Source organism: Candidatus Omnitrophota bacterium, assembly GCA_041649175.1.
Taxonomy (GTDB): Bacteria; Omnitrophota; Gorgyraeia; order Zapsychrales; family JBAZNR01; genus JBAZNR01.
This window is the reverse complement of record JBAZNR010000003.1, coordinates 16,476-42,437: the sequence shown is the minus strand read 5'-3', so window position 1 is coordinate 42,437 and position 25,962 is coordinate 16,476. Positions and strand designations below refer to the sequence as shown.

Annotated in this window: 29 protein-coding genes, 2 tRNA genes and 1 riboswitch; all 31 genes read right to left on the bottom strand. The window is 42.3% G+C overall.

Going from position 1 to position 25,962, the window contains the following annotated elements:
- Position 1 precedes the first annotated feature (1 nt).
- Complete coding sequence (gene nusG, locus WC676_07185; GenBank protein ID MFA5060391.1) at positions 2-526, bottom strand: transcription termination/antitermination protein NusG; 525 nt, start codon at positions 524-526, stop codon at positions 2-4.
- A gap of 5 nt (positions 527-531) precedes the next feature.
- Positions 532-717, bottom strand: coding sequence for a preprotein translocase subunit SecE (secE, locus tag WC676_07180; protein MFA5060390.1), 186 nt, complete (start codon positions 715-717; stop codon positions 532-534).
- 20 nt (positions 718-737) lie between these two features.
- Positions 738-811, bottom strand: a tRNA-Trp gene (locus tag WC676_07175).
- A 17-nt stretch (positions 812-828) separates the two neighbouring features.
- On the bottom strand, positions 829-981 hold the full coding sequence (rpmG, locus tag WC676_07170; GenBank protein ID MFA5060389.1) for a 50S ribosomal protein L33: 153 nt from the start codon (positions 979-981) through the stop codon (positions 829-831).
- 26 nt (positions 982-1,007) lie between these two features.
- Positions 1,008-1,080, bottom strand: a tRNA-Thr gene (locus tag WC676_07165).
- A 111-nt stretch (positions 1,081-1,191) separates the two neighbouring features.
- Positions 1,192-2,358, bottom strand: a complete 1,167-nt coding sequence (gene tyrS, locus WC676_07160; protein MFA5060388.1) for a tyrosine--tRNA ligase — start codon at positions 2,356-2,358, stop codon at positions 1,192-1,194.
- Between the two features lie 26 nt (positions 2,359-2,384).
- A complete protein-coding gene (rpsA, locus tag WC676_07155) occupies positions 2,385-3,935 on the bottom strand; it encodes a 30S ribosomal protein S1 (protein MFA5060387.1) in 1,551 nt (516 codons plus the stop codon).
- Positions 3,936-4,077: 142 nt separating this feature from the next.
- The gene (locus WC676_07150) at positions 4,078-4,668 is read right to left on the bottom strand and encodes a lysophospholipid acyltransferase family protein (protein MFA5060386.1); all 591 of its coding nucleotides are present in this window, start codon (positions 4,666-4,668) and stop codon (positions 4,078-4,080) included.
- Between the two features lie 3 nt (positions 4,669-4,671).
- Positions 4,672-6,186 carry a phosphoglucomutase/phosphomannomutase family protein gene (locus WC676_07145; GenBank protein ID MFA5060385.1) on the bottom strand — a complete coding sequence of 505 codons (1,515 nt, stop codon included), beginning with the start codon at positions 6,184-6,186 and terminating at the stop codon, positions 4,672-4,674.
- 20 nt (positions 6,187-6,206) lie between these two features.
- The gene (gene nadD, locus WC676_07140; protein MFA5060384.1) at positions 6,207-6,785 is read right to left on the bottom strand and encodes a nicotinate-nucleotide adenylyltransferase; all 579 of its coding nucleotides are present in this window, start codon (positions 6,783-6,785) and stop codon (positions 6,207-6,209) included.
- Positions 6,782-8,041 carry a glutamate-5-semialdehyde dehydrogenase gene (locus WC676_07135; GenBank protein MFA5060383.1) on the bottom strand — a complete coding sequence of 420 codons (1,260 nt, stop codon included), beginning with the start codon at positions 8,039-8,041 and terminating at the stop codon, positions 6,782-6,784. The genes nadD and WC676_07135 overlap by 4 nt, the downstream gene beginning before the upstream one ends.
- A gap of 3 nt (positions 8,042-8,044) precedes the next feature.
- Positions 8,045-9,133 (bottom strand): glutamate 5-kinase, encoded by a 1,089-nt coding sequence (gene proB, locus WC676_07130; protein MFA5060382.1) that lies wholly within the window; start codon positions 9,131-9,133, stop codon positions 8,045-8,047.
- A complete protein-coding gene (gene obgE, locus WC676_07125; GenBank protein MFA5060381.1) occupies positions 9,097-10,086 on the bottom strand; it encodes a GTPase ObgE in 990 nt (329 codons plus the stop codon). Before obgE ends, proB begins: the two co-directional genes overlap by 37 nt.
- Positions 10,087-10,095: 9 nt before the next feature.
- Positions 10,096-10,413 carry a 50S ribosomal protein L21 gene (gene rplU / locus WC676_07120; protein MFA5060380.1) on the bottom strand — a complete coding sequence of 106 codons (318 nt, stop codon included), beginning with the start codon at positions 10,411-10,413 and terminating at the stop codon, positions 10,096-10,098.
- 44 nt (positions 10,414-10,457) lie between these two features.
- Positions 10,458-11,753: an Rne/Rng family ribonuclease gene (locus WC676_07115; protein ID MFA5060379.1), complete on the bottom strand. Its 1,296-nt coding sequence runs from the start codon at positions 11,751-11,753 to the stop codon at positions 10,458-10,460.
- 21 nt (positions 11,754-11,774) lie between these two features.
- A complete protein-coding gene (gene pilQ / locus WC676_07110; GenBank protein MFA5060378.1) occupies positions 11,775-13,265 on the bottom strand; it encodes a type IV pilus secretin PilQ in 1,491 nt (496 codons plus the stop codon).
- 1 nt (position 13,266) lies between these two features.
- Complete coding sequence (locus WC676_07105; protein ID MFA5060377.1) at positions 13,267-13,611, bottom strand: hypothetical protein; 345 nt, start codon at positions 13,609-13,611, stop codon at positions 13,267-13,269.
- The gene (gene pilO, locus WC676_07100; GenBank protein ID MFA5060376.1) at positions 13,608-14,225 is read right to left on the bottom strand and encodes a type 4a pilus biogenesis protein PilO; all 618 of its coding nucleotides are present in this window, start codon (positions 14,223-14,225) and stop codon (positions 13,608-13,610) included. The genes WC676_07105 and pilO (WC676_07100) overlap by 4 nt, the downstream gene beginning before the upstream one ends.
- Positions 14,222-14,824: a PilN domain-containing protein gene (locus tag WC676_07095; GenBank protein ID MFA5060375.1), complete on the bottom strand. Its 603-nt coding sequence runs from the start codon at positions 14,822-14,824 to the stop codon at positions 14,222-14,224. The genes pilO (WC676_07100) and WC676_07095 overlap by 4 nt, the downstream gene beginning before the upstream one ends.
- The gene (gene pilM / locus WC676_07090) at positions 14,815-15,888 is read right to left on the bottom strand and encodes a type IV pilus assembly protein PilM (protein MFA5060374.1); all 1,074 of its coding nucleotides are present in this window, start codon (positions 15,886-15,888) and stop codon (positions 14,815-14,817) included. The genes WC676_07095 and pilM (WC676_07090) overlap by 10 nt, the downstream gene beginning before the upstream one ends.
- A 12-nt stretch (positions 15,889-15,900) precedes the next feature.
- Positions 15,901-16,224: a hypothetical protein gene (locus WC676_07085; protein ID MFA5060373.1), complete on the bottom strand. Its 324-nt coding sequence runs from the start codon at positions 16,222-16,224 to the stop codon at positions 15,901-15,903.
- Complete coding sequence (locus WC676_07080) at positions 16,224-17,927, bottom strand: DUF4900 domain-containing protein (protein MFA5060372.1); 1,704 nt, start codon at positions 17,925-17,927, stop codon at positions 16,224-16,226. The genes WC676_07085 and WC676_07080 overlap by 1 nt, the downstream gene beginning before the upstream one ends.
- Before the next feature lie 4 nt (positions 17,928-17,931).
- Positions 17,932-18,597, bottom strand: a complete 666-nt coding sequence (locus WC676_07075) for a prepilin-type N-terminal cleavage/methylation domain-containing protein (protein ID MFA5060371.1) — start codon at positions 18,595-18,597, stop codon at positions 17,932-17,934.
- Positions 18,598-18,603: 6 nt separating this feature from the next.
- A complete protein-coding gene (locus WC676_07070; GenBank protein MFA5060370.1) occupies positions 18,604-19,068 on the bottom strand; it encodes a type II secretion system protein in 465 nt (154 codons plus the stop codon).
- 216 nt (positions 19,069-19,284) lie between these two features.
- A complete protein-coding gene (locus WC676_07065) occupies positions 19,285-19,680 on the bottom strand; it encodes a type II secretion system protein (GenBank protein ID MFA5060369.1) in 396 nt (131 codons plus the stop codon).
- 313 nt (positions 19,681-19,993) lie between these two features.
- Positions 19,994-20,077: riboswitch (cyclic di-GMP riboswitch) on the bottom strand.
- A gap of 112 nt (positions 20,078-20,189) precedes the next feature.
- Positions 20,190-21,215, bottom strand: coding sequence for a type IV pilus assembly protein PilM (gene pilM / locus WC676_07060; GenBank protein MFA5060368.1), 1,026 nt, complete (start codon positions 21,213-21,215; stop codon positions 20,190-20,192).
- 34 nt (positions 21,216-21,249) lie between these two features.
- On the bottom strand, positions 21,250-22,611 hold the full coding sequence (locus WC676_07055; GenBank protein ID MFA5060367.1) for a tetratricopeptide repeat protein: 1,362 nt from the start codon (positions 22,609-22,611) through the stop codon (positions 21,250-21,252).
- Between the two features lie 2 nt (positions 22,612-22,613).
- Positions 22,614-24,194 carry a secretin N-terminal domain-containing protein gene (locus tag WC676_07050; GenBank protein ID MFA5060366.1) on the bottom strand — a complete coding sequence of 527 codons (1,581 nt, stop codon included), beginning with the start codon at positions 24,192-24,194 and terminating at the stop codon, positions 22,614-22,616.
- Positions 24,187-24,597 carry a general secretion pathway protein GspB gene (locus WC676_07045; GenBank protein ID MFA5060365.1) on the bottom strand — a complete coding sequence of 137 codons (411 nt, stop codon included), beginning with the start codon at positions 24,595-24,597 and terminating at the stop codon, positions 24,187-24,189. Before WC676_07045 ends, WC676_07050 begins: the two co-directional genes overlap by 8 nt.
- Positions 24,587-25,189 (bottom strand): type 4a pilus biogenesis protein PilO, encoded by a 603-nt coding sequence (gene pilO / locus WC676_07040; protein MFA5060364.1) that lies wholly within the window; start codon positions 25,187-25,189, stop codon positions 24,587-24,589. Before pilO (WC676_07040) ends, WC676_07045 begins: the two co-directional genes overlap by 11 nt.
- A gap of 13 nt (positions 25,190-25,202) precedes the next feature.
- Entirely contained in the window at positions 25,203-25,901 is a 699-nt protein-coding gene (locus tag WC676_07035) for a PilN domain-containing protein (protein ID MFA5060363.1), read from the bottom strand.
- Positions 25,902-25,962: the final 61 nt, after the last annotated feature.

The window sequence follows — 25,962 nt, the reverse complement described above, 5'->3', positions numbered from 1 at the left end:
TTTAGATTTTCTCGACTTGCCAGTATTCTAATTCAACGAGCGTTGCCCGTCCGAATATCGAAACACTGACCTTTAATTTTCCCCGATCCGGATAAACTTCAATGACCGTTCCGTTAAAATTAGCGAACGGGCCTTGAGCGATCCGCACGGGCTCATTGATCTCAAAAACGATTTTCGGGCTTGGCTTTGATTCTGTATCATGCGTACGTTTTAAAATATTTTGAACTTCGTCATCGGAAAGAGCCGTTGGCTTATTTCCCGAGCCGATAAAACCGGTAATTCCCGGTGTGCTCTTGATCAGATACCAACTCTCTTTGTTCATTTCCATCTTGAGCAGAATATAGCCCGGAAAGAATTTTCTTGCAGAGATACGTTTTTTACCGCTTCGAATTTCGGAAACTTGTTCGGTCGGGACAACAACCTCGCCGACATACTCCTTGAGCGCCGTGGTCGCTATCCTGCTGGCTAAACCCGCCCTCACTTTTTCTTCCGAACCTGTTTGCGTATGGACAACGTACCACTTCATATTCTTTACCTGATAAAGAGCGCTACAAACCGCGCCAAGAGAAAATCAATGCTGGCGATAAAGACGCCCAAAATCGCCGAGCTTGCTAAAATTAACCAAGTAGCGTCTAGAACTTCCTGGCGCGTAGACCAAGAAACCTTTTTTAATTCGACAACAACTTCAGAAAAGAATTTTTTTATTTTGCCAATCATGTTTTGAGGGCAAAAACCTACAGGCCTGGCAGGACTCGAACCTGCAACCTTCGGTTTTGGAGACCGTCGCTCTACCAATTAGAGCTACAGGCCTATCCTTATGCGTTCATTTTATTTTTTTAATTCTTTATGATTTGTGTGCTTGCGGCAGAAACGACAATACTTTTTCAATTCCAAGCGATCTGGAGTTTTTTTCTTGTCTTTCGTGCTCGTATAATTTATCCGACGGCATTCGGTACATTCAAACTGTATATTTTCGCGCATTTTAAACCAATGTCATTCTTTTTTAAAGCCCCCGACCGGTCTTGAACCGGTGACCTCGTCCTTACCAAGGACGTGCTCTACCGGCTGAGCTACAGGGGCATAAGGAAATGCTATAATATAACTGCCGATGTTTATTTTGTCAAGTTTTTATTTCTTTTATTTTGAGATTAAATCCTTAGAAAATATTGCGGTTACGTCACCGACGATGCCTTAGGTCAACTTAAGGAAACGGCGCTTGCCGACTTTTAAAATTCCCTGCTTTGGCTTGCTTTGTTCATCTGTAATTTTAACTCCGTCCAGATGGATAGCTCCCTGCTGCAAAAGCCGGCGCACTTCATTTCGTGATGCGGCTAACTTCGCTTGCACTAAAATATCAGCAACGGTTTCGCTTCCATCTGGCTTTAAGCGATACTCACTAATATCATCCGGAACATTTCCCTTGCTAAAAGTTTCCTCGAACTGCCGATGTGCTTCACGGGCACAAGTTGCCCCATGAAAATCTTCAACGATTTTTCCGGCGAGTTTTAATTTTGCTTCTTTAGGATGAAGTGTCTTTACTATGTTTAAATCAAAATCTGTCAATAATTCATAATAGCGGTACATCAATTCATCGCTGATCGACATTAACTTTCCGAACATCTCTTGGGCAGGTTCGTTAATACCAATATAATTTCCCAGTGATTTGCTCATCTTATTAACACCGTCTGTTCCCTCGAGAAGCGGCGTCATGATGACGACCTGAGGATCTTGCTTAAACGACTCTTGTAATTGCCGGCCCATCAAAAGGTTAAACTTCTGGTCTGATCCGCCTAATTCCACGTCCGATTTAAGATGAACCGAATCGTAACCTTGCAAAAGCGGATAAATAAATTCTAAGATGCTGATCTCTTTTTTTTGGTCAAATCGATTTTTGAAATCATTGCGGGCAAGCATTTGAGCGACCGTTGAACGAGCCGCTAATTCTAAGATATCTTGGGCTTTTAATTTGGATAGCCAGCGGCTATTAAAAACAACCTTTGTTTTTTTCTCATCTAGGACTTTAAAAACTTGCTTTCGATAGGTGGCGGCATTTTGCGTGATCTGACGCGCATTCATTTTAGGGCGCATCTGGTCTTTACCCGATGGATCTCCGATCTGAGCGGTAAAATCCCCTATCAGAAAGAAAACCGTGTGACCAAGCTCTTGAAACTGTCTTAATTTCTTTAAGAGGACAACATGCCCGAGGTGAAGATCGGGCGCGGTAGGATCAAATCCAGCTTTAATAGAGAGGGATTTCTTATTTCGAGCGCTGTCTTTAAGTTTCTTTTCTAAGCCCTCGACGTTAATGATTTCCGTTGTTCCGCGAGATATCTTCCGGATAAGATCGTCTTGGGACATAGCAAGATTTTACTTAAGTAAGATTTTTAGGAGAGCTTAGCGCTAACGCCGATTTTCATCTGCTCGACGTCAACTTTAATGATCTTTACACGAACTTTATCACCGGCTTTTAAGGCAGCTGCCATTGTTTTGTCAATTTCGGATGAATAGATCAAAGCCTCGACATCTTGATCTAATTTCACAAAGACGCCAAAATTTGAATTGGCAACAACCTCAGCGTCAGATTCAAAACCAACGGGATATTTTTGCGCTAATTCGGCCCAAGGATTGGCCGACAACTGCTTAAGGCCTAAAGTGATCTTGCGATTTTCTCCGTCAACAGCCAAAACCTGAACCTCAACGGACTGGCCCTTCTTTAAGATCTCTTGCGGATGATTGATCCGTCTTGTCCAGGACATATCGGAAACATGGATCATACCTTCAAGATTAGCGCTCAGTTCAATGAACGCGCCATAATCCGTAAAGCCCCTTACCTTTCCTTCGGTCTTTGCGCCAACGGGAAACTTCTTCTCCGCCTCTAACCAAGGATTGGATTCAAGCTGCTTTGTGCTGAGCGAAATTCTCTTAGAATCTTTATCAATATTGATAATTTGAACTTCAACGGTATCGCCAATGGCAAAAAGTTCTTGCGGATTGACCATTTTCTTCTGCCAGGAAATCTCTGAGGAGTGAAGAAGCCCTTCGATACCCTTTTCAATTTCAACAAAAACACCATAAGGCATAATGTTGACAATCTTCCCCTTCACCTTAGAATTGATCGGATATTTCGCATCAATATCGGTCCAAGGATTAGAGATGATCTGTTTTAGCCCTAAGGAAACTTTAGAGTTTTCTCGATCGAAATCCAAAATAAGCACTTCAATTTTATCACCTAAAGCCACAACTTCCGACGGATGATTAACGCGTGACCAGCTCATATCGGTAATATGAAGCAATCCGTCCACACCGCCTAAATCAATAAAAGCACCAAAATCTGTGATCCCCTTAACTGTTCCAACGCGTCTTTGCCCTTTTTCGAGCTTATCCCAAAGCTTGGCCTTGGCCATTTCGCGTTCTTTTTGAACAACATCGCGCCGCGAAAGAATAAGGTTGCGCCTTTGCGCGTTCATTTTAGCAACTTGAAATTTATATTTGTTCGCCATGATCTCATCGTTGGCGACACCTTTAAACGATGATAAAGACATTGGGAGGAAAGCGTCTACGCCTTCAACATCAACAATATAACCGCCCTTCACTAATTTAACAACGCGGCCTTCGACCAAGTCACCTTCATGAATATCATTTGCAATTTTCTGCCAACCGCGCATCCGCTCTACTTTTTGGCGGGAAAGAACCGTGCGGCCGTCTTCATCTTCAATGGTCTCAATTAAAACATCAATTTCTTGCCCTAAAGTCAATTCGCTTCTATCGCGAAATTCCTCTAAGGGAACAAAGCCTTCAGATTTGAAACCGATATCAACGACAACTTCCTTTTCGGTGATCTGAATAATATTCCCCTTAACAATTTCGCCCTCGCGAATGTTCTTAAGAGTACTCGAATACATCTGTTCCATGATTGCGTTTCTATCTTGTGTCATTTAAAAAATACCCCTTTTCGTCATCAATTCTTTAACTTCACCCAAAAAACATTCTTCGGGGAAATTTAAAGTACTAAATTATGCTCAATAAACTTTGATTTGTCAATCAAAATTTTTTTACCCACGAAACGACAAGGCGACCTTACACTGCCGTAGAAATTTCTTGGATTTGTTCCATGATGCGGCTGGCAATATTTTCGTAGGGTTCTTTGGAAGAATAATGAACACTCTTGCCGAAAACAACATCAACAGCTGCGCGTTTCAAGGCTTTCGCCCTCGGAGGAAGAACAACATCTGATCCCTTGATAAAAACAGGAATAACCTTAGCTCCGCTTTTAACCGCCAGAAAACCAACGCCGGGCAAAACTTCATCGGCTTTTTGCAGTGCCTTGCGCGTTCCCTCCGGAAATATAACCAAACCTCCGCCAGCCTTTAATCTCGCGATCGCTTCTTTGACCGCGCCAATGTCCATCGATTCGCGCTTGACCGGAAAGGCTCCTACCCAATTCAAAACACGGGCAAAAAACTTATTTTCAAAAAGCGACTGCTTAGCCATGTAGTTTAGCCGCCGCCCGCTGGCCAGTCCAAGGATCATCGGATCTAAATTGCTTAAATGATTACTGGCAAAAATAAAACTTCCCTGAGAAGGGATATTTTCAAGGCCGCTTACTTTGATCGGAAAGAAAATTTTGCTGATGATCGCAAAAATAATGTGCGCAATGCTATAAAACATCGGCTATTTTTTCTTTAAAAGCGCTTCGCCAAATTTTATCAACTTAAGAGCCCGTGATGCCGATTTAGCTTCTGAATACGCTCGCACTAAAGGTTCTGTCCCGGAAGGACGGAACATCAACCAGCTTTCGTCATCACAAACAAGCTTAACACCGTCGAAATCCTTAACGTCAACAACGCGGCGCCCGAGAAGATTTTTTATTTTCTTCATCCGGTCAAAATCAAACGGCTCCTTGCCTAATTTCAAGTCTGAGCGCTCATACGTATACTTGCCGAACTCTTTTTCCATTTCCTGGGCAATTTTCTTAATATTTTTCTTTAAGTAAACCATCATCTCTAATAAGAGAAGTCCGGCAAGGGTCCCGTCTCGTTCCGGGATATAATCCGGCAAACCCATACCGCCGGCTTCTTCACCGCCGGCGAGGATATTCTCGCTGATCATCAGATCAGAAATATATTTAAATCCAACGGGAGTTTCATAAAGCTTGAGCCCTAGCTTCTGGGCGATCTTGTCGATCATCATGGTCCCGCAAATCGTTTTTACGACACCACCGGTTTTCCCGCGGTTTTTCGCTAAATGTAAAATAAGCAAGCCAAGGATCTTTTGCGGATGAATAAATTCTCCGCCTGAGGCAACCGCCGCAATTCTATCCGCGTCGCCGTCTAAAACCAGCCCTAGGTCAAACTTCTCATCTTTGACACGCTTCATGATCCCGCCTAAATATTCCACAACAGGTTCCGGTTTACCTCCGTCAAAAATAGGGTTGACGTCTTCGCGCATGATCGACAAGCGGATCTTGGTGCCTTTTAAGATTTCCCTCATCAGGCCATTGCCGCTGCCATGCATAGCGTCCACCAAAACTTTGAAATTTGAATTCTTAATTTTCTTTAAATCGATATAACCGCGCAAAAAGTTAATGTAATTGACCTTAAAGTTATGGATGATGATCGTTTTATCTTTCTTGGCTTGATCAAGGTCAACTTTTTTAACTTCCGTTTTATAGAGGTATTCCTCTAATAGATTAGTAATATCAGTTGTCGCTGCGCCACCATTGCCTGTTTTGATCTTAATACCGTTAAATTGGCCGGGATTATGGCTAGCCGTAATCATAACTCCCGCGACGCATTTATTCTGAATAACGCCTAAACTCAATGCCGGCGTAGGAATAGCGGAATCGGAAAGAAAAACTTCAATACCGTTAGCCGCTAAAACGCACGCCACCGTCTGCGCATAACGATCGGATAAAAACCGCGTATCAAAACCTACAGCAACACGTTTATTATCTATTCCGTCTTTCTTTTTTAAATGACGGTTAACCCATTCGGCAATGGCTTGCGCCACAATCGCCACATTTTTAAAAGTAAATGTATCTGATATGACCGCTCTCCAACCGTCGGTACCAAATTTAATTTCGCCGATCGGAATTTGAGCGATAGCCCCTTTTCCCTTTATACCTTTCGGGGATAATTTTTTAGCAACTTTCTTAATGTTTTTCTTAGAAACTTTCCCTTTTTTCATAGAATAGCTCCTCGTAGATTTTATTGAGTTTGATAAAGTTTATGTTGATCAATATACTGACGGACTTTGTCCGGAATAAAATATTTTGTTGTTTTCTTTTGCGCGATACGTTGACGTAAATACGACGAAGAAATGTCAATGGCCGGCATAACAACCGGTGAATGCTTGATTTCGGTATTCTTTCTGTGGCGACCGGGACGGTTGACCACGATAAAACTGGCGATCTTTAAAATATCTTTAATATAGCGCCAATTTTTTAATTGGGAAGTCATGTCGCCGCCAACAATAAAAAACAATTTTGTATTCTTAGGATAACAACGGTCAAAATAACGCATTGTATCAATCGTATAGGACTTCCCTTGCCTTTTGATTTCAAAATCTGAAACCGAAAATGAAGAGTTGCCCCCAACAGCTAACTGAACCATTTTATACCTATCTTTGGAAGAAACAACTTCCTTAACATCTTTATGGGGCGGAAGATTGGCGGGGACAAAAATAACTTTATCCAGCCGCATTTTTTCCTTAGCCCATTGCGCGATCATCAAGTGGCCAATATGGACCGGATTAAATGTCCCGCCTAAAACCCCGATACGGCTCATGTGCGTACTTGACCTTTACCAAAAACAAAATATTTATACGTCGTTAATTCTTCTAGGGCCATGGGGCCGCGCGCGTGCAGTTTATCTGTACTGATCCCAATTTCCGCTCCCATGCCAAACTGATAACCGTCTGTAAAGCGCGTCGACGCATTCACATAAAGGCACGCCGAATCAACTGCTCGTAAGAATTCTTGAGCTTCCCTGCTATCCCGCGTGATGATGGCATCCGAATGATGCGAGCCATAGCGGTTAATGTGCCCAACGGCTTCATTCAGATCGCTGACAATTTTTACAGATAAGATAAGATCAAGATATTCTTCGCTCCAATCATGTTCGCTGGCTTTTTTGATACCTTGTTTAATGATTTTCTTCGTCGCAGAACAGCCTCGTATTTCAACGCCGGCTTTTTGAAGATCAGCGATCATTTGAGGAAGAAATTTCTTGGCAATGTTTTTATCCACCAAAAGTGTTTCCATGGCGTTACAAACACCCGGCTTTTGAACCTTCGCGTTAAAACAAACCTTGCGTGCCAGCGCAAGATCCGCTTTACTGCTCACATACGTATGACAAACTCCTTTATAATTCTTGATAACAGGAATTTTTGATTTTGCCATCACAGATTCGATGAGCTGCTGGCCGCCGCGCGGAATAACCAGATCGATCCATTGATCCAACCCTAAAAGAATATCGACGGCTTTGTGATCGGTCAAAGAAATAAAATTCACAGCGCCTAAGCTAATTCCTGCTTTCTTTAAGGCCTTATGCAAAACATGAACAACGGCCTGATTTGAGAAAATAGCTTCTTTGCCTCCTCGCAAAATAACAGCATTGCCTGATTTTAAGCAAAGGCCAATACAATCACTGGTCACATTAGGACGAGATTCGTAAATGATCGCAATCACGCCTAAAGGTGTACGCACCTTTTTAATCAAAAGGCCATTTGGCCTTTTATATATCGCAAGAATTTCTCCGGACGGATCCTTTAGCTTTGCCGTCGCCAAAAGACAATCAGCCATTTCTTTGATAACTTTAGGCGTTAAGGTTAGGCGCTGTATCAATGCCTTACTGTAATTCTTATTTCGCGCCGCTTTTAAGTCCTTTTGGTTTTCTCGGATCAAATAACTGCTTTGCTCAATAAGAAAACGAGCCATAAGTTTGAGCGCCTGGTTCTTTTTTTCGGTAGATACAGCCGATAATTCTTGCGCTGCCAACTTAGCTGTTTGAGCGATTGTACTAATTTTATGCTTTAGATCCATTGCTTACCTCTTACACAAAACTAAGTTATCGCGATGGATAACTTCTTTTTTTTGTTTTTTATCTTCGGTTTTATGAAGATCAGAAAATGAATAATTCGTAAGCCCTCTGGCAATCTCTTGGTCATCTTTGCCGGTAACAATGACCACATCATCAACTTTGAAATGCCCTTCCCAGCCAACTACGCCAGGTAAAAGAAGGCTTTTGCCGCCGGTTAATACGGCTTCGCGGGCACCATCGTCAATAACGATCGTTCCTTTTGGCTTAGCGATAAAAGAGATCCAATGTTTCGCGGCTAAAAGTTTTTCTTCCTTCTCGGCAAAGAAAGTTCCTAAGCGCTCGCCTTTAATAATGCGCAATAAAACATTTTCGGCTTCACCGCTGGCGATCACGCACGGAACATCGGCGTGCGTCGCGATCTTGATGGCTCCAAGCTTGGTAACCATTCCGCCTTTGGAAATTTGTTTCTTATTTGTTCCTGAGGCGATCGATTCGACCTCTTTGGTAATTTCTTTTATTTCACTTAAAACTTCTTTGCGGCCATTTTTATAGTCATAAAGCCCTTCCACATCCGAAAGGATCATGAGTAAATCAGCGTGCATCATACTGGCCACTAGAGCCGAAAGCTGATCATTATCGCCGAATTTAATTTCTTGAGTTGAAATGGTATCGTTTTCGTTAATGACCGGAATAGCGCCATAATCTAAAATCGCCTGGAGCGTTGTGCGCGCATTATTAAAACGTGTTCGGTCCGCAAAATCATCCCAAGTTAATAACACTTGCGCACATTTAAGATTATTTTTCTTAAAAAGCTCGCTGTAGGTACGCATCAAAATATTTTGCCCTACCGCCGCATTGGCCTGAAGCTGTGCCAGATCCGACGGGCGCGATCTTAAACCCAGTTCTCCCATCCCGAAAACAATAGCACCCGAGCTTACTAAAATAACTTCGATGCCTTGTTTGCGCAATTGGCTTATTTGTTTGACCAATGAATAGAGTCTGGCCCTTTGCGGTTTGAGCTGATAATCCACCATAACGCTCGAACCGATCTTAACAATTACGCGCTTGATTCTACGGGAGAGTTTTCTCGACATAAAATATCCTTAATGACGCCCATCAGCTTATCTAAGCCCTGGCGTTCTAAGGCCGAGATGGGAAAAACCTTTTCTTTAAATTTCTTCTTAAAGCGTTTCAGGTTTTCTTTGGCCGCGGGCACATCCATCTTATTGGCCGCAATGATTTTATGTTTAACCAAAAGATTGCTGCTGTACTGCTCTAATTCGTGATTGATCTTCTCAAAATCTTCAACCGGGTCGCGCCCTTCAGTTCCGGCCATATCAATGACATGTAAAAGTATTTTCGTACGCTCGGCATGCTTGAGAAATCTATCTCCTAATCCCCGGCCTTCATGCGCGCCTTCGATAAGCCCGGGCAAATCCGCGAGAATAAAATTAAATTCATCGCCCTCAACAATCCCTAAGATCGGCTGCTTTGTCGTAAAAGGATAGTTGCCGATCTTTGATCTGACCTTTGAAACCGCGCAAATCAAAGTGGATTTGCCAACATTCGGAAATCCGACGATCCCAACATCGGCAATTAATTTCAACTCCAACTTGATAGTCCGCGCTTCACCTTCTTTGGGAGGCAGTGGCGTTTGCTTGTGGTCATTGCCGCGCCCACCAATACCGCCCTTAGCCACAATAACTTTTTGGCCAGGCAAAGCCAAATCTTTTATCAATAAGCCGGTCTCAAAATCACGGATTAACGTTCCGACAGGAACTTTAAGCAAGCAATGAAGGCCATCTCTGCCTTTTTTCTGTTTGCTGGAACCGTGTCCGCCGCGCTCACCTTCGTAATGCTGCTTAAACCGGTAATCTAAAAGTGTTTGAATATTTTTGTCAGCAAGAAAAATGACATCACCGCCTTTTCCGCCGTCTCCTCCATCGGGACGCGGATAGCGCGTACGCTTGTCAGAATAAAAACTTTCGCACCCCTTACCGCCATTGCCGGCTTTGACAAAAATCCTTGCTTCGTCAACAAATGCCATAGGGTTAGCTTATTTACCGGAAGAGATTTTTGTGATCTGAAGGCGAGTAAGCTTTTGGCGATGGCCCTTTTTCCATTCCCAGCCTTCTCGGCGAGAATATTTAAAAGAAACAACTTTATCGGCCAAATGATGGCGGGAAACTTTTGCCGTGACCTTGACGTCGCTTAAGAATGGCTGGCCAATTTTAACCGTATCACCATCTTGAAACAATAAAACTTTGTCGATCGTAACGGCTTTACCTTCTTTTTCGTCTAAGATCTGCGTATCAATCAAGTCACCCTCGGAAACCTTGTACTGAGATGAACCAACCTGCACGATTGCTAACATCGTAATCCTCCTTAAGAAACGTTGCTTTTTATTGCGATAATCCTTTAGTCAATTTTAATTCGACCGCGGCCGTCACAATAAGGGCAATCTTGAAACGAGATAGACTCCAAAGTCTTTCCCGTCCTCGCCCTGGTCATTTCCACTAATCCCAAAGACGATATTTTCATAACTTCCGTCTTGGCATAATCTTTTTCTAAAGCAAGCTCAAGAGCATCAACCACTTGCCTTTTATGGTTTTCTCTCGACATATCGATAAAATCAATGACAATGATACCACCTAAATCCCTTAAACGCAACTGCCTGGCAATTTCGGGGGCTGCTTCTTTATTGACCAGAAAGGCAGCTTCTTCCGGTGAAGCATTAGCCTTAAAGCGCCCGCTATTGACATCAACGACGATCAACCCTTCCGTTGGTTCAATAACAATATAAGCGCCCGATTTAAGATAAACCCGCTTATCGTAAATCTTTTCCAACTGCCGAGAGACATTCTTTGCTTCAAAGATCGGGGCTTCACCCTTGTAACAGTGAATTTTGTCCAGCATTTCTTTTCCGATCAAATTGTGGACAAATCGGCGTATCTTACCATACTCTTCCTGAGAGTCAACAAAGACTTTATCGACGTCTTCTCTCAAGTAATCCCGAATAACCCGCCAAACTAGATCGTATTCCTTATAGATAAGAGCTGGTGCGCTTTTTTCTTCGGCTAACTTTTTGATCTTTCGCCAGACAGTGATCAAGAATTTTGCGTCCCGAATAAGCTCCCGCTTGCCTTTTTGCAATGATGCCGTCCGGACGATAAAACCTCCGGTCTGCCCAAAATCAAGTTCCTTTAATAATTCTTTTAGGCGATGACGTTCTTCGCCTTCCTCAATGCGTTTGGAGACTCCAACATGCTGATCATAAGGCATATAAACAACAAATCGCCCGGCAAGGCTAATATGCGTTGTTAAACGCGCGCCCTTGGTTCCAAACGGTTCTTTAACAACCTGGACTAAGACCTCGTCGCCTTCTTTAAATGGAATAGGCTTATGATCTTTTTTTTCTTTCTTTTCCGGGCGGTTAAGAAGCTTATTGATGAAACGCTTGGTCGGTGATATCTCTGCCTCGACTAAAGGGTTAATGGCATCCGTAAGATACAAAAAACCGTTTTTTTCATGGCCGATATTAACGAAGGCTCCATTAATTGACGGAAGAATGGTTTCAACTTTTCCTTTGTAGATGTTTCCCAGGGTAGAGTCTTGGCGGTCTAATTCGATATGAAAATCATCGAGCTTTCCGTCTTCAATAACAGCCGCGTAACGCTCACCCTCTTTAATATGAATGAGTATTTCTTTTGACATTTTTCCTCTTTTGCAATTTGACTATGGCTTCGGCGTGGTTGTTGCTTCTTTCAAAACCACAGGCTCGTTGGCAGTAATGATATGTGGCGTCATAAAAATCAACAGATCCGTTTTAGTCATTGTCTTTTCACTTTTCTGAAATGCTAAACCCGCGATAGGAATATCCCCCAGAAAAGGGATCTTTTTCTTAACGTCGGTTGCCTGATTTTTGATGAGCCCCGCGATGACAAGAGTATAACCATCTTTGATCATCACTTTTGTCGTGGCAGATTCTGAGCTGAGCCTGGGAAGCGAAGTGTTTTCAACAGTTACATAATCCAAGATCGCCGTTACCTTGGGTTGAATATCCATCGTAACAAACCCCGCATTATTAACATGGGGCGTTACCTCAAAAATAATTCCAATATCTTTATATTCCCAGCCCGACACCTGGAGCCTGGCCTGCTCTTCGTTGTACGTATATGTCGGAATGGGATATTGTGTCCCCACCGTAATGCTTGCTTTTTGATTATCTAAAGTGACAATGCGAGGATTAGAAAGAATGTTGGTATCTGACCTGTTTTTAAGCAATTCTAAAACGGCCGAAAATTGCGAGAAATCAAGCGTTCCATAAGTAAATAAATCAGCCCCTGCCGCCGGAATATTATCAGGAAGATACCTATTTTCAGATATCGTCGTAAAAGGAAAGATCGTAGGCCGCTCTGACCCCGATGCTGCCGCTTTAGCCACCCAGTCAATACCCAAATTCTCCGTATTGCTAAGCGTTGCTTCGATTATTTTTGCCTCAATTAAAACCTGGGGTGTTGTGGCGTCTAAAGAAGGCATGATATCACTGATCAGCGCAAGGTTGCTTGAAGTATCGCGAAGGATGATAGAGTTCGTCCGGGAATCAAAGTTCACGCTGCCGCGTGCCGTCTTCATTTTCTCAATGGAAGAGACAATTTCCTCTGCCTTTGCATAATTAAGGACAAATGTCTTGGTCATCAGCGGCTCTTGCTCCGACAATAATTGATTATCTTCCCGCCTTTTCTTAAGATTATCTACCGTTGTGACCAAGATGATGTTCCCTCTTTTGTCATATCCGTAGCCATATGTTTCGAGAATGACTTTTAGGGCTTCTTCCCAGGGAACATTGTTAAGCTGGATCGTTACTAAGCCCGTTACTTCCGGGCCGGCAACAATGTTAACACCGCTTTTATACGCTAAGATCCTTAAAACATTTCGTATCTCAGCATCGCGAAAATCAAGAGTAACATGCCCGGGATCAGGCAATGTTGAAAGCTCCGGGGTAGCCGGATTTGTTTCCAGTGAAACTGTCGGCTCTATTGTTCCGGGGAAAACTGCTTGCTCGCCATCAGATGGCGCTAACGCGCTTTCATTATCGGTTGCTTCGGCGACAGCTGAAACGGAAGATTCATCCGTAGAGCTGACAGCTTCACCGCTATCTTGCGCGTAAACCGCAAAACAGGTTAAGCAAAGAATAAATATCGCGATGACCGCTTTTTGTGTCATCTCATTCCTCCTTTTTCAATTCTAAAACAAAATTTTCTTGCCCCTTGGTTAACGTTACTCGCTTTGCTTCGATCTTTGAAACAACAAACGGGCCAATACGACGATTTTGCTCAACGACATTGCCGTTTATAATAGCGAGGCTTTTGCCGCTAGGATCAAAAATGATCCCTTCTAAAATCATATCCGAAACAAGGACATCGGAATCATAATTAATAATCGATCCGCTGGGAGTAACGAGCCGCCAAAGAGGATCACGCTTCCCCTGGTCGCTATACGTAAAATCAGCATCTTGGGCCCAGACAAGAACCGAAACGAAAAATACTGCCATAAAAGCAAGGATGTTCATTTTGCCTCCTTGCCTTCGATTTTCTCGAGGATAAATGCTTTAATCGTAATTTTGGCCAAATGTTTTAAGGGATCATCGCTGGTTGCCGCAATATCAAAGTCTATCACGCTCATAAAGATCTTATCGTTCTCTATTTTATTAAAAAAACGCCCAATATCATGGTAACCTCCGCGGGCATTCACCAAAATAGGAAGCGAGTAGTACTTCCCTTCATCATTCGATAGGATTAATTCCTGTGATTCTTTAAGCGGCATGATCTGACTAATGTGCACCTTAGATTGCCCGGCAAGTCTCGAGATATTTTCTAGAATCGCGGGAATTTCTTCTTTAGAAAGAATCTTGAGCCCGACCGTTTTCATTTTTTCTCGAAATTGCACAACCTGGGCTTGATAATTTTCAACATTCTTAATATCAGACAAAGCTTGTCGATAATCCTTAGAAAGCAAAGTAATTTTAGGGCTGATCTTCGTAAGATTGTTTAAAATAGGGCGCGTAACAATAGCATACATTAAAAGAAAGATGCCAAGTAAAACGCCGATGAGGATATATTGGCCATTTTTTTCTGTTGCCTGCAATAAAATATTTAAGATCTTATCTGGGATAATTTTTTTCATTGCAATTTAACCGTAATCAAGAAATCCGCGATCTCAATAGATTGAACTTTTCGGCGCTGAATAGAGCCTACTTCAACATTTTTTAAGCCATTCATAAATGTCTTTTGATTCTTTAGATTTGACGCAAAATTCCCGACACTGATCATTTCTTCACCAACTTTTGACACAGAGCTTCCATCGATCAAAAGCACTTTTTCGCTTAAGGAAATCTTATTCAGCCAAACCCCTTTGGGAATATTATTACTCAATTCATTTAGCTTCTGAGCCCAGCAAATTCTTTTTCCCGTTGTAACTTTCTCTACTGAAGCAATTTTGCTTTGGAGAGAACGCATCTCTCCTAAAACGCTATCAACCTTTTTTTTATCGAGAGCGATGATCTCCCACTGCTTATTCCCCCGAGAATATTGGACCCATTTAAAACACGTCACCACAAACAAAAGCAAGTTAAAAACAACTAAAAGAAAGAAAAGGCCGCCCACCAAGCCAAAGACCATTTCTTTAGGTATATTGGTGATATTTCCAATCGCGTCCTTGCTGGTTTTTGAACCGCGCTTTTTTCGCAGATCAGGCGGAAGTAAATTAATGTCAATTAGGAGCATAAGGCAAGTCCTAGGGCTACAGCCAGTTGGCTCGAATTCTTTTCAATTTCTGATCGGGAAACTTGAGGTGATAATTTTAAAGAGAGAAACGGATCCCACAATTCAACCGGGATCTCAAGATTCTTCGCAAGAAAGTCAGTAATGCCGGAAAACATGGCCGACCCTCCGGTAGCAAACAATCGGCTAACTTGCATATTATTTTCCGTCGCTAAATAATCAAAGGAAAGGCGTATTTCGGATGCTAAATTAATGAGCGTTGAATCGCATGCAAGCAAAACATTTTCAGATCTATCTTGGGGCTGGCATTTGATCTTTTCGGCTTCTTCCATGTTGACGTTAAGAGCGTTGGCAATGCGCCGGTTAAGCTCCCGCCCTCCAATGAAAATATCCCGAGTAAATCTGGGCACGCTATCTTTTGTGATGATCAAATTACTCACCACGTCGCCGATGTCTAAAATAGCAATGATGTTGGATTTTCCAGATTGTGGCGCAGAATTCTGGCCCAGGTTTTGGGGCGGAAAGGTATTAAAAGCATTGACGAGAGCAATGGCGTTGATACCGACAAAATCAGACGGAAGATTGATCTCAGAAAGCATTTTGAGCCGCTGGGCAATGACCTCTTTTTTCGCCGCCGCAATAAGAACAGCCATCTTGCTGTCTTTTCCTTGAGGATCAAGAATACAACAATCTGTATAAATCTTATCTTTAGGAAAAGGAAAATGCTTGTCAGCTTCCACATCAACAGACCGGCGCAAGTCTTCTAAGGACATTCTGGGCATATCGATATAACGGACTAACGTTCCTTGCCCGGAAATTGCTGTCGCAAAATTTTTCGTAGTTGTGTTAAGCTTAGCTAAGACTTTCCTTACGCTTTGAATGACATTAAGTTCGTTTAAGGGTTCCACGGCCCAATTGAGAATTTCCCGCGAAGAATCTTCACATACGACAAGCTCAACAGCTTTGCATGAGCTCGCGCCAATATCAAGGCCAACGAACGGTTCAATGACTCTCTTAGGAGCAAATCGGTTGGTAAAAGAAATATATTTATTTAGTAGGCTTTTCATTGCTGATGAAAACTATTGTATCAAAATATTGCTCTTTAGGGGAGCTTCATAGATAATTTCTTTTTCGGGTTGAGCGTCTCTTTTTGCAGCCTTTCCAGCAGATTTCTTGGGAACGCTGACAGAAGGTGCTACGCTTTTCTTTTCTATCTGACTATTATTCACGATAGGCTTTACTTCTAAACCTGTTTGAGCTTTTTCAGGTCGATAAGAAACTTCCGCGTCTTCCACTGATCTTTTCATAAACATACTCACAGCTAACATGACCATGACTAAAACAATGGCTATGATCAAAAAAACCTTTCGCATCGGATGAGTACTTGGAGATTGTTCTGACATTAAAATCCTCCCTCTTGCCAAGTGATTTTATCGGTTAAGTCATTTGTAAATGCAATGAATGTTCGCATACTCGGGAAATACGGAGGCGCAGCCCCTAAAGACATTCTATTGTCATATACAAAATTGCGGCCATAACCAGAAATCTGCTGTTCCGTTACGCTATTAAATTGTCCAAACGCACCATAGAACTGAGTAATAGACCCTCCTAAAAGCGTTGTAACACCGCGAGATCCAACAGCCGTATCGTCATAGTTATCGACGGTAAGAACACCGTTACGCGCCATAACAGAGCCATGAATATTTATGTCGTCCGGAGCTACTGTGCCGATCCTCACGTCGCCTCCCCAGGAAACAATGCCCAGCATGTTATTCGTGTCGTCAGCATGTGGGGCAACATATCCCGGAGTTCCCGGCGTTCCGACAGCCGGAGTATAATCTTCATACATGACATGGTTCGTCAAAATAACATCATTTTGACTGGCAACTGTTAGCTTTGTGTCTCGCTGAACCGTTCCTCCGAGGCTGGAAATCGCTCCATCAACATAAAGAATAGTTCCAACATCATCAACGCCATCCGGAAGTCCGGAAAAAGTTTGGATCGGGCCTGCAACCGTCTGAACAGTTGTTTGATTCCCGGAAATATCGACCGTGACAATTTTTGTTGTCGCGCCTTGCGTGATCGTATAAACAGCGTTTCCGCTTCCATTAACGCTCATATTGACATTGCAGTCGCCTCTAACAAAAATTCCTCCAATAAGATTGCTCCCATTATTGGCAACAAAAATGCCGTTACCCGGCGTTGTGTCGGTGCCCCTGGCTTGGTCAATGAGATCTTGTTGCTGAACAGATGACTCCAGATTGACTTCAGAAACGCCACGTTCATAATCACTATTAAATACCGGAACATCAATGGAAGCATTTTGATCCGCATCCGATAAAATAGACGACCCACCATTATGAAACCTGGCGCTATTATGATGTTGGGTAACCATGCCGTCAAAAGTTCCACTTGGATTAAACGCAAAACTATAGCGTTCGTTTGTATGGAGCGGCCCAGAAAAATTTGTCCGGCTCGTAAACCAGACTGTCCCGCCGCTTGGCAAGCTGTGATGATCTGTGAATAAGGCAAAACGCGCAAAATTATCTCTCTGGACACGAACTGTAAAATCGCCCGTTAAGGCTATTTTTCGCACAACGCCACCGACAGTTCCGGTTGTTTCAATCCGATAATAGTACGGAAAATCCCATTGCTCCGGAGTTACAGCAATCGGATTGCCCTTCTCGGTAACAATAATGCTGTGCTGATACGTTCCGCTTCCCGCCGCAATAACCGATCCCGTATAACGTGCTTGCGCACCATTCAATATAAATTGTGCTGCGCCACCATCGCGCGCATACTGGATCAAAAAACCTAAACCATCACCAGAAGCAACATAACCTGCTGCATCATTCGCAATAACTTGCGGATTTGTATTGTTGACAGTGGCCATCAAATTCGTATTGATCAATACATCCATCTGATTAATTCCAACCTGACTACCACCGTCGGCCAAATAAAAAGCTTGGGTCAGCATACGTTCACGGTCAGAAGCAGCTTTTTCTGAGATGGCTCGAACGATAAACATCGCACCCAAAATAAGGAGGACCGTAACAGCCATCAGAGAAACGATCAAAACTGTCCCTTTTGTATTTTTCTTATTCATAGCTTTACCCTCGATTCCTTAAATATACGGCCATGCTGGCAGCTGCCGACAATGCTCTTCCGGTCGGTGAGTTTTTCTGCGCGCTAATACTTAACGTAACAAGCCCTCCATCCACCGTGGCATCAACTTGAAAGTCACTAATATTATTGGCGAAAATATCTTGCCTCACAACAAGGCCCGCCCCGCTGATCACTTTTCGCACAAACTGATCTTGAGCATCCACGCCATATTCTATAAACTGATAATCAATGGTATTACAATCATTGTCAGCATCCATGCAGCTTGATTGTGTACAGCCCCAGATTAACGGAGCACGCCAATGCACAACGTCGCCGCTACTATCAACCACGCTATCCCCGCCATGGCAAACGGTAGGGATCGAAAACCTTAGAGTATCAGTTCCATTCGGGCCAACGCCATCGTTAATATTAGCCTGTAAAACTCCGTTTTTGTCAAATCCAGACTCATGTAATTCTCGCGTCGTTTTCTCAAGAACGATCCTTAAGTCTTGTTGCAATTCAATACTCGTATCCGTGTCAAACCAGGTTGATTTACCGCCTGATAAGACGATAAAGATCCCCGCGCCCATAATAGAGAAGATGCCAAGTGTTATCAAAACCTCGGTTAGGGTAAATCCTTTTACATTTCTTTTAAAAGAGTTTTCTTGCATTGTTTTTCACCGATCATAAATATAATCAACCGTTGTCACCAAAGAATCCAATCGGCCATTACCATTTAGATCTTCTCCCGCATCGAGTTGCGCGTTGAGATTTCTGTCCTCCCCGATTACGCGGCCATTAGGTTGCCGCCAACAAAACGTGCTAACAATGAAAAGTAATCTTGGATTTGAATCATCGATATAGCTTACTCCAATACCCACTAAATTAGCCGCTGCATATGAAGTATTGTTATATGCCGTTTTTACTTGATCAAAATTTGTATTCTTTATTGTTTCTATTTGTGATTTGACAGCAAATAGGGCTTGGGATGAATTTTTAGCAATTTCACTAAGTTCAAGGCAAGTCACATAGCTGAACAAGACCCCCAAGAAAGCTAGAGAAAAAACAACAGTTGTGACTAATGTCTCTACGAGCGTTAGCCCCCTTAGCAAAACTTTCTTATTTTGAAATTGCCTGCTCATTTTGCGCTCCCTAGAAAGCATTTTAATGTCGAAGATTAAAAAGTCAACGCTTTTACCCGATGTTTTCCGCGCCTTACAAAAACAAAACTATCGACTTTAAAAAATCGATAGTTCATAAAAATATTCGTGCTGCATTTTTCCCTTTAGTGCGAAAGGGGCTTTTAAGCCCCTTTCGCACTAGTTATGCAAAAACCACATTGCCACAACCACTACCTATTAGTTTCCCGTTAAGATACCTCCCGTTACCATGGTAAACGTTGCGCTTCCGGTTGTGCCTACCGTTGCTGGAGAAGCTATAAGAGTATAGCCGCCAGTATCCCAATCGCAATCAAAAGTAAAGCCAGCTGCTGTAACCCCGTCACAGTAATTTTTATTGATGTAGGGAGGAGTCGCGTTGGTTAAATCATCAACATCAGACGGATAGGTACCCTGATTACTCGTGGCAAAAGTTTCAGCTGCCGTTGATAAGGTACGCAGTGTGCTGCTCGCAACAGCATCGTTAGCAGCAATCTTAGCCCTGAGTAAATTAGGGATAGCAATAGCAGCTAACAAAGCGATGATAGCCACAACGATCATAATTTCAACCAATGTAAAACCTTTTCTGTTTTTCATATGTTTAACCTCCTTTCCGGACCAAAATTAAGCTTAGGCTACACTTCCTTGATCCAGAAAGCTAAGAAAATCTTTAACTGATTAGGATAATACCGCTGTTGTTTTTCTTAACCACCTGGACAACTACGGATTAGTACACCCAGCTCCGTCCATACGTTATCTTAGTTTTTATGTTATCAACCTCCTTTCTATGTGTCAAGCGATTTTGAGGAAAAAATTTATCAAAATAAAAAAACCCATTCCCCGTTATGAAAGAATAGGCCGCAAACTAACTTTGCCAGTGAAATATAATATAAATAATACCGGACATCCTATTGGCAACTGGCAATCCCATATGCTAACTCGGGACCCTATAGTTTTGCGCCCTACCCTTACGAGTAGTTTGCCTTTATCAACAGCTCTTACTTGTTTGAAGTATAACATCCATTTGAGGGATTGTCAAATAGCCCAATTCAGACATAACAACGATCACGTCAGAAAGCAATGTACTTATGAAAACAAAATAGGTTTTAACTAAAATTCTCTAAGGCGAGACCGGTAGCAACAACAAGCGAGGGAGAAAATAATTCAAGGCGTGATTGTGAGACAGCTGGAGCTGCGGTGAACCTCTTAACAGGGCTTAGGACGGAAACTTCTCTGTTAAGATTTTCCTTTAAGAAATCGGTTAGCCATTTTAAGCGAGCCGTACCGCCACTAACAAAAACTTCATCAACGACCAGCCCAAATTCACTTTCGTAATAGTCAAACGACAGATAAACTTCATTCAATAAATTTCCCAGAACCGGCTCAATGATCTTGAATTTCTCCTTGTCTTCCAGCGTAAGGCTGCACTTGATCTTTTCCGCTTCTTCCAGGCCGATATCAATCTTTTCTTTGAGCAGGTGCGTAATATTATCGCCCCCCAATTGGATGTCGCGCATAAAATAAGATGTCGGACCTTTAACAATATTAATATTTGAAGATTTAGCTCCGATATTAAGAAGCCCTACAACTTTATTATTCTTCTCAGGGTAATTCAATTGAAAAGTGTCCTTCAAAACGATAGCATCAATGGTAATGACTTCCGGATCCAAGCCCGCCTCTCGCAAGATCTTGATCCGATTTTCGACAAAATCTTTTTTTGCCGCAACAAGCAAAATCTTCATATTCTTAGAATCGGGACGTTCTTTAAGGATCATATAGTCATTAACAACATCTTTTCTCTCAAATGGAACATAACGTTCGATCTCAAATTCCATCGCTTTTTTAAGCTCATCCGTATTCATCTCAGGCAATGTTAAATACCTGACGATAACGCCTTCCGGCGTAATAGACGCATTAACCTTTTTTTGCGTGATACCCGCTTCAGCGCAAGCATTTTTGATAGCCTCTACGACTCCATCTAATTTCTCAATATTGATCTTTGCATAGCCAAAACTATCTAAATTAAAAGTATCGCCTTTTTGGCTAAGCTGGACAACCTTGACGGCAAAATTCCCGACATCAAGGCCAATAGCTACATCCGATTTCTTTGCAATTTTTTTCCCACCGAACACAGGCTATTCTCCCCGCAGAAAACTAATGCAGTTTTTATCTTTTATTGAGTTTAATAAAACGGTCATAATAGTATTGGTATGATGCCGTATCGGAAAGCTTCTTGTAGATTTGCGCTAAGTTGTAGTTCGCTTCTTTGTCGTTGGGATTGAGTTTTAAGACTTGCTTGTAATTCGCAATGGCTTCATCGTTTTTCCCAAGCTGGTCATAAACAAACCCAAGATTATAGTAGAGATCTTTATTTTTAGGACGTGCCGCGATCGCCAATTGATACTCCTCGATGGCTTTCTCGTATTCGCCATTGGCCGCATATTTATAAGCCAAAAGCTCGTGATTTGTTTGATCGACGGATTTTTTACTGCCAACGGTTTTCTTTCTCAACGTTTTTGTTTGGACATCAAGCAGTGATTCGATCATCGCCTTATCGCGATTGAGTTTAACAACTGAGCCCATCAATTCCGAAACTTTATTCTTCAGCGCGCTATTCTCTTCTTTTAGAGAAGCCGTTTGGCTGGCAATCTTCTTGTCCTTTGCCGCTGAGGGCACTTTTGGTAAAGGAGCAATGGCTACGCTTTCTAATTCTTGATTTTGCTTTTTGAGCTCAGCGATTTGTTGATTTAATTTATCAAGGTCTGATTTATACTGATCGCTGATGCGGATGTTCTCTTCCTGCAGCTTTTGCTTCTCCTGAGTGTGCGTTTGAATCAAATTTCTTAATCTTTCCAGCTCCTGAGACATTTTTTCTTGATCAGCCGCTAAAGCTACCGATTCCACTGATGGTTGTGCGGATCGTTTTTTGCTTTCTTCTAAATTCTTTTGAACCCGAGCAAGCTTCTTTTCGCTATCCACCAACTGCTTCTTTAATTCGCTTTTCTCATTTTCTGCTTTTTTAAGAAAGTTTTGATTATCACTCTTGGACAGCTTCAGCTCCTTTTCAAGCTGATCTATTTTTCCTTTCCATCCTTTGACTTCAGCCTCAAGCGGTTTTTGTTTTTCCTGACGCTGAGCAATACTCTTTTGCGTCTCATCTTGATCCGTTTTAAGCTGCTGAACTTGCGCTTGAATCTCTTGAATTTTCTTCTCAAGTAAGCTAGCTTCTTTATTTTTCTCATCTAAAAGAGCATTAAGCCGTCGCGGCTCTTGCGATAATTTTTCTTTTGCCTCTGCAGCTTTTTTTAGTTCTGACTGCAATTCAACGATCTTTTTTCTTAAGAGATCATTCTCAACAGAGAGGGCATCGTTTTGCTTTAAAAGCTCACTCATACTGCTTTTTAGATTTGATAGGCTTTGCGTCCATCCATCATTCGTTATTTCATCGGAAGCCTGGGCATAACCCGCCAGCATCAACGCTAAGAAAAAAACTGAAGAAAGAAAAAAATCTTTATTGAACACTGTCATTGTTAACGTCCCTCGTTAAGCAGCGCAGGCGGCTTGAGATAAAAAAGATCCGGCTCGGCATCTTCTTTCGCCCCGATTGTTGCCGATTTCGGCTCCGCTGTTCCCTCTCGCTTTTTTTGCTTCACCTGATCAAATTGATGAGCCCAATCCTCGGTTTCTTCTTCAAACAATTCCAAAGTATTTTCTTGTTTGTCGGTTAAATTGACATCCGTAACGATTGTTGGGGTCACAAAAATCATTAAGTCTATATCCGAAAGTGCCTCAACGCGTTTGCGAAAAGCTGAACCAATCAAAGGAATGTCTCCCAAAATAGGAAGCTTATTAACGGTGAATGTATCATTCTTTTTGCGCAAGCCCCCAATAACCGCAGTTTCGCGGTTCTTGACCAAAAGATTTGTTTGAGCAGAGCGACTATCAACAATTGGCTGATCATCGGCCGTAAATCCGGAACGAAAACTTTGCTTGACATCAATGGTCAAGTAAATGTAATTATCTTTGGTCGTGATGTGCGGCATAACCGTTAGATTAATCCCTGATTCTTTAAACGAAGTTGAAACAACGCTACCTCCTTCAGTTGAATCAGTCTGTTGTTGATACGGAATTTCCTCTGTTAAGCTGATCTTTGCCGCTAGGTTATCCAAGGTCATTATTTGTGGATGGGCCAAAATATTTACTTTTGATTGCCGTTGCCAAGCAGCAATTGTCGCATGGAGATCTTTATCGGTTAGCATGGTTGTTCCAAATGTGATGATCCCGCCCGGAGCGCCAAGAGAACCAAAATCCTGTTCAATAGTTCTTTGGGGAGCTCCTCCATCCGGCCAAGCGATATCCCAGTTAATACCCAATTGATCGTCTTGGCTAACAACCACATCCGCCAATAAAGCCTCGATCATGACCTGAGGAGTTCTTGTATCAAGCTCTACGGCAATTTCCTCGATTCTGGCGATATTATCGGGTAGATCCGTGATAATGAGGCTATTTGTACGCTCGACAACATCAATCCTGCCACGCGCGCTAAGCATCTTCTCGAAATTACTTTTCACTTCCCCGCCGCGAGCAAAATTTAGCTTAATGATTTTTGTTGCTAAAGGAACTTTCTCATCTTCAACCTGTAGCTGATCAAGCGTCATAATACGAATAAGATCGCCGTCCTTTTTATATGTCAAACTGTACGTCATCAGGATAACATCTAAGGCTTTTTCCCAGCTTATATTATTCAACTGAATATTCACCGTCGCCGCAACATCGGGCCCAACGATCATATTCACATGGCCCTTGTCAGCAAGGATGCGAATAACGTCACGAATATCAACATTTTCAAAATTAACGCTAATAAGGTTGTCGTCGTTTTTTTCTGTTCCCGGGGAGTTTACAGAAGGAACATTTTCTGAACCCGCATTCGTTGCAACATCCGCAGCAATGGAAGGCGCCATCGGTGCTATTGCGTCGGAAGAAGCCGCTTGAGGCTGACTAACCATGTTTTCGTCAACTTGCCGCGCTTCTTCTTGCGCCGACAACACCATCGGAAATGCGAGCATCACCACGGTACACATCAGAAAATAAATTTTTTTTGTTTTAATCATTTTTCACCGCTTTGCGTAGTTGGATAACGACAGGATTTCCATTGTCATTAAGAACCACATCATTAGGATTGATCTTCTCGACTATAAGTCCTTTTGTGATTTCGCTTCCCTGTCCATACACCTTATTGTTGATCATCGCTAGCGGCCTCGCCTCATCCCAGATAATTGCCTTTAATACAATATTCATAGAAAGCGACTTAGGCGCAATAGAAGGAAATAATTCTTCCTTAGCTTTTATTTTACCTTGAGAATTAACTAATGCAACAAAAGGGTCTCTTTTTTTTGTTGAAGCCGCGCTTTTCTCTCCTTGGCCAAACATTGTTCTCGTCGGGAAGAAAATAGTGGACAAAAAAGCCATTAAGCTCATAAAATAAATAACTTTTTTTTTCGCTTTAGTCGCCATTTTCACCTCGCGAAAAAGCACTGATCGTAAATTCAATGCCATGATCCCAATCCGCAGCCGGATCATCAATAATGACTAGATCAGATATTTTCATAAGCTGTTTTGCGGTTTCAATTTTCTTAAGAAAATTAACCATTTCATAGTACCCGCACCGCAATCTAACTCGGATGGGCAATTCTACAAAAGTATCATTTGTCTCCGCGATAACATGTTTCCGAATGGTTGTTGGCTCAAGCGAAGAAAACTTAAGGCTCGCCTTTTCAGTAATTTCCTGCAAGGTCTCAATGATCAAGTTTGTTTTAATTCTTTTGGGTAATCGAGTTTCGAATTCAACAACTTTGTTCTTAAAAATCTCTAATTCTTTCTGCATTTTACTAACATCCGCGCTGCTTCTGTCAACCATTGTTAAAATATCTTGTTTCTCTTTGATGCTAGCTTTAATGGTCGAAAGCTTCTGGTACGACGGCCAAATTAAAACAGCGATTCCCAAAATCACAACCAAAATAGGAGCCAATATTGGCGAGTGCTTGATCGCCAAATTCAGATAATCGTCAAGAGGTGTTGCCTGTTTTCTTGCTGGAGGTCTGGCCATTTATTTAATTGGTTTATTTAGATTCGCACAATAAATCAAACTTCATAACATCCAAGCTCCCTACAGTTCCCTTCGCGATTGTATTAAGTTTGATCTCTTGAAAATCTTTAGAAAAATCAGCGTTTTCTTGTAAATTCTTTATAAAGTCGCTAATAAGACCGACCGCATCTTGGATCTTGTAAGCAACAGCCGTGCCTTTTATAGTGAAAACTGTTTTTTCATCGCTGGGAGGAGCTTTAGCCGCTGCCGCATCTTTCTTACTGCTTGAACGTATTTCATTGATCCATACTCCATCTGGGATAAGATCCGCGATCAGGGCCAATTTTTCGGACCATAAAAATTTCCGAGAAGAAAGATTGTCGATAAGGTTAACTTTTTTTTCGAGAATGACGCGCTCAGTCCTGATGCGCTCTATCTCTTTGGGATTAGTGGCGAGAACAGAAACTTTTACTTCTAGCTCTTTCAGTGTTTTTTGATTTCCAGGAATATTGACCAAGAAAAAGCTCCAGATGGCAAGAATAATGCCACCGCAAATCGCGCAACGAAAACCCACCGCCGGCAAGACATCCAAGACACCTGAAGAGATCCCTGGATACACTCTCTCTGTTTTCTGCTGGAATTGAGATTGCGCCTGCGCCTTAGAGAAAGAGGCCGTAGACGGCGTCACTTCTCTTTTTTTAAATCCCGGTGCTAAAAGATTTATTTGCGGCATACGCTCCCCATATGAGCCTTAGGGCTTTTCTGTTTATAAAAAAATCCCTTTTTCTACTTAT

What these genes read in the sequence shown, in the direction of transcription:
- rplU (MFA5060380.1), bottom strand. Translation starts at nt 10,413, where the DNA reads ATGTTAGCAATCGTGCAGGTTGGTTCATCTCAGTACAAGGTTTCCGAG.
- WC676_07075 (MFA5060371.1), bottom strand. Translation starts at nt 18,597, where the DNA reads ATGCAAGAAAACTCTTTTAAAAGAAATGTAAAAGGATTTACCCTAACC.
- proB (MFA5060382.1), bottom strand. Translation starts at nt 9,133, where the DNA reads ATGTCGAGAAAACTCTCCCGTAGAATCAAGCGCGTAATTGTTAAGATC.
- obgE (MFA5060381.1), bottom strand. Translation starts at nt 10,086, where the DNA reads ATGGCATTTGTTGACGAAGCAAGGATTTTTGTCAAAGCCGGCAATGGC.
- WC676_07105 (MFA5060377.1), bottom strand. Translation starts at nt 13,611, where the DNA reads ATGAACATCCTTGCTTTTATGGCAGTATTTTTCGTTTCGGTTCTTGTC.
- WC676_07085 (MFA5060373.1), bottom strand. Translation starts at nt 16,224, where the DNA reads ATGTCAGAACAATCTCCAAGTACTCATCCGATGCGAAAGGTTTTTTTG.
- WC676_07095 (MFA5060375.1), bottom strand. Translation starts at nt 14,824, where the DNA reads ATGCTCCTAATTGACATTAATTTACTTCCGCCTGATCTGCGAAAAAAG.
- WC676_07145 (MFA5060385.1), bottom strand. Translation starts at nt 6,186, where the DNA reads ATGAAAAAAGGGAAAGTTTCTAAGAAAAACATTAAGAAAGTTGCTAAA.
- rpsA (MFA5060387.1), bottom strand. Translation starts at nt 3,935, where the DNA reads ATGACACAAGATAGAAACGCAATCATGGAACAGATGTATTCGAGTACT.
- secE (MFA5060390.1), bottom strand. Translation starts at nt 717, where the DNA reads ATGATTGGCAAAATAAAAAAATTCTTTTCTGAAGTTGTTGTCGAATTA.
- WC676_07035 (MFA5060363.1), bottom strand. Translation starts at nt 25,901, where the DNA reads ATGCCGCAAATAAATCTTTTAGCACCGGGATTTAAAAAAAGAGAAGTG.
- pilQ (MFA5060378.1), bottom strand. Translation starts at nt 13,265, where the DNA reads ATGACACAAAAAGCGGTCATCGCGATATTTATTCTTTGCTTAACCTGT.
- WC676_07115 (MFA5060379.1), bottom strand. Translation starts at nt 11,753, where the DNA reads ATGTCAAAAGAAATACTCATTCATATTAAAGAGGGTGAGCGTTACGCG.
- rpmG (MFA5060389.1), bottom strand. Translation starts at nt 981, where the DNA reads ATGCGCGAAAATATACAGTTTGAATGTACCGAATGCCGTCGGATAAAT.
- tyrS (MFA5060388.1), bottom strand. Translation starts at nt 2,358, where the DNA reads ATGTCCCAAGACGATCTTATCCGGAAGATATCTCGCGGAACAACGGAA.
- pilM (MFA5060374.1), bottom strand. Translation starts at nt 15,888, where the DNA reads ATGAAAAGCCTACTAAATAAATATATTTCTTTTACCAACCGATTTGCT.
- WC676_07080 (MFA5060372.1), bottom strand. Translation starts at nt 17,927, where the DNA reads ATGAATAAGAAAAATACAAAAGGGACAGTTTTGATCGTTTCTCTGATG.
- WC676_07065 (MFA5060369.1), bottom strand. Translation starts at nt 19,680, where the DNA reads ATGAAAAACAGAAAAGGTTTTACATTGGTTGAAATTATGATCGTTGTG.
- nusG (MFA5060391.1), bottom strand. Translation starts at nt 526, where the DNA reads ATGAAGTGGTACGTTGTCCATACGCAAACAGGTTCGGAAGAAAAAGTG.
- nadD (MFA5060384.1), bottom strand. Translation starts at nt 6,785, where the DNA reads ATGAGCCGTATCGGGGTTTTAGGCGGGACATTTAATCCGGTCCATATT.
- pilO (MFA5060364.1), bottom strand. Translation starts at nt 25,189, where the DNA reads ATGGCCAGACCTCCAGCAAGAAAACAGGCAACACCTCTTGACGATTAT.
- WC676_07050 (MFA5060366.1), bottom strand. Translation starts at nt 24,194, where the DNA reads ATGATTAAAACAAAAAAAATTTATTTTCTGATGTGTACCGTGGTGATG.
- WC676_07045 (MFA5060365.1), bottom strand. Translation starts at nt 24,597, where the DNA reads ATGGCGACTAAAGCGAAAAAAAAAGTTATTTATTTTATGAGCTTAATG.
- WC676_07135 (MFA5060383.1), bottom strand. Translation starts at nt 8,041, where the DNA reads ATGGATCTAAAGCATAAAATTAGTACAATCGCTCAAACAGCTAAGTTG.
- WC676_07150 (MFA5060386.1), bottom strand. Translation starts at nt 4,668, where the DNA reads ATGTTTTATAGCATTGCGCACATTATTTTTGCGATCATCAGCAAAATT.
- WC676_07055 (MFA5060367.1), bottom strand. Translation starts at nt 22,611, where the DNA reads ATGACAGTGTTCAATAAAGATTTTTTTCTTTCTTCAGTTTTTTTCTTA.
- pilO (MFA5060376.1), bottom strand. Translation starts at nt 14,225, where the DNA reads ATGAAAAAAATTATCCCAGATAAGATCTTAAATATTTTATTGCAGGCA.
- WC676_07070 (MFA5060370.1), bottom strand. Translation starts at nt 19,068, where the DNA reads ATGAGCAGGCAATTTCAAAATAAGAAAGTTTTGCTAAGGGGGCTAACG.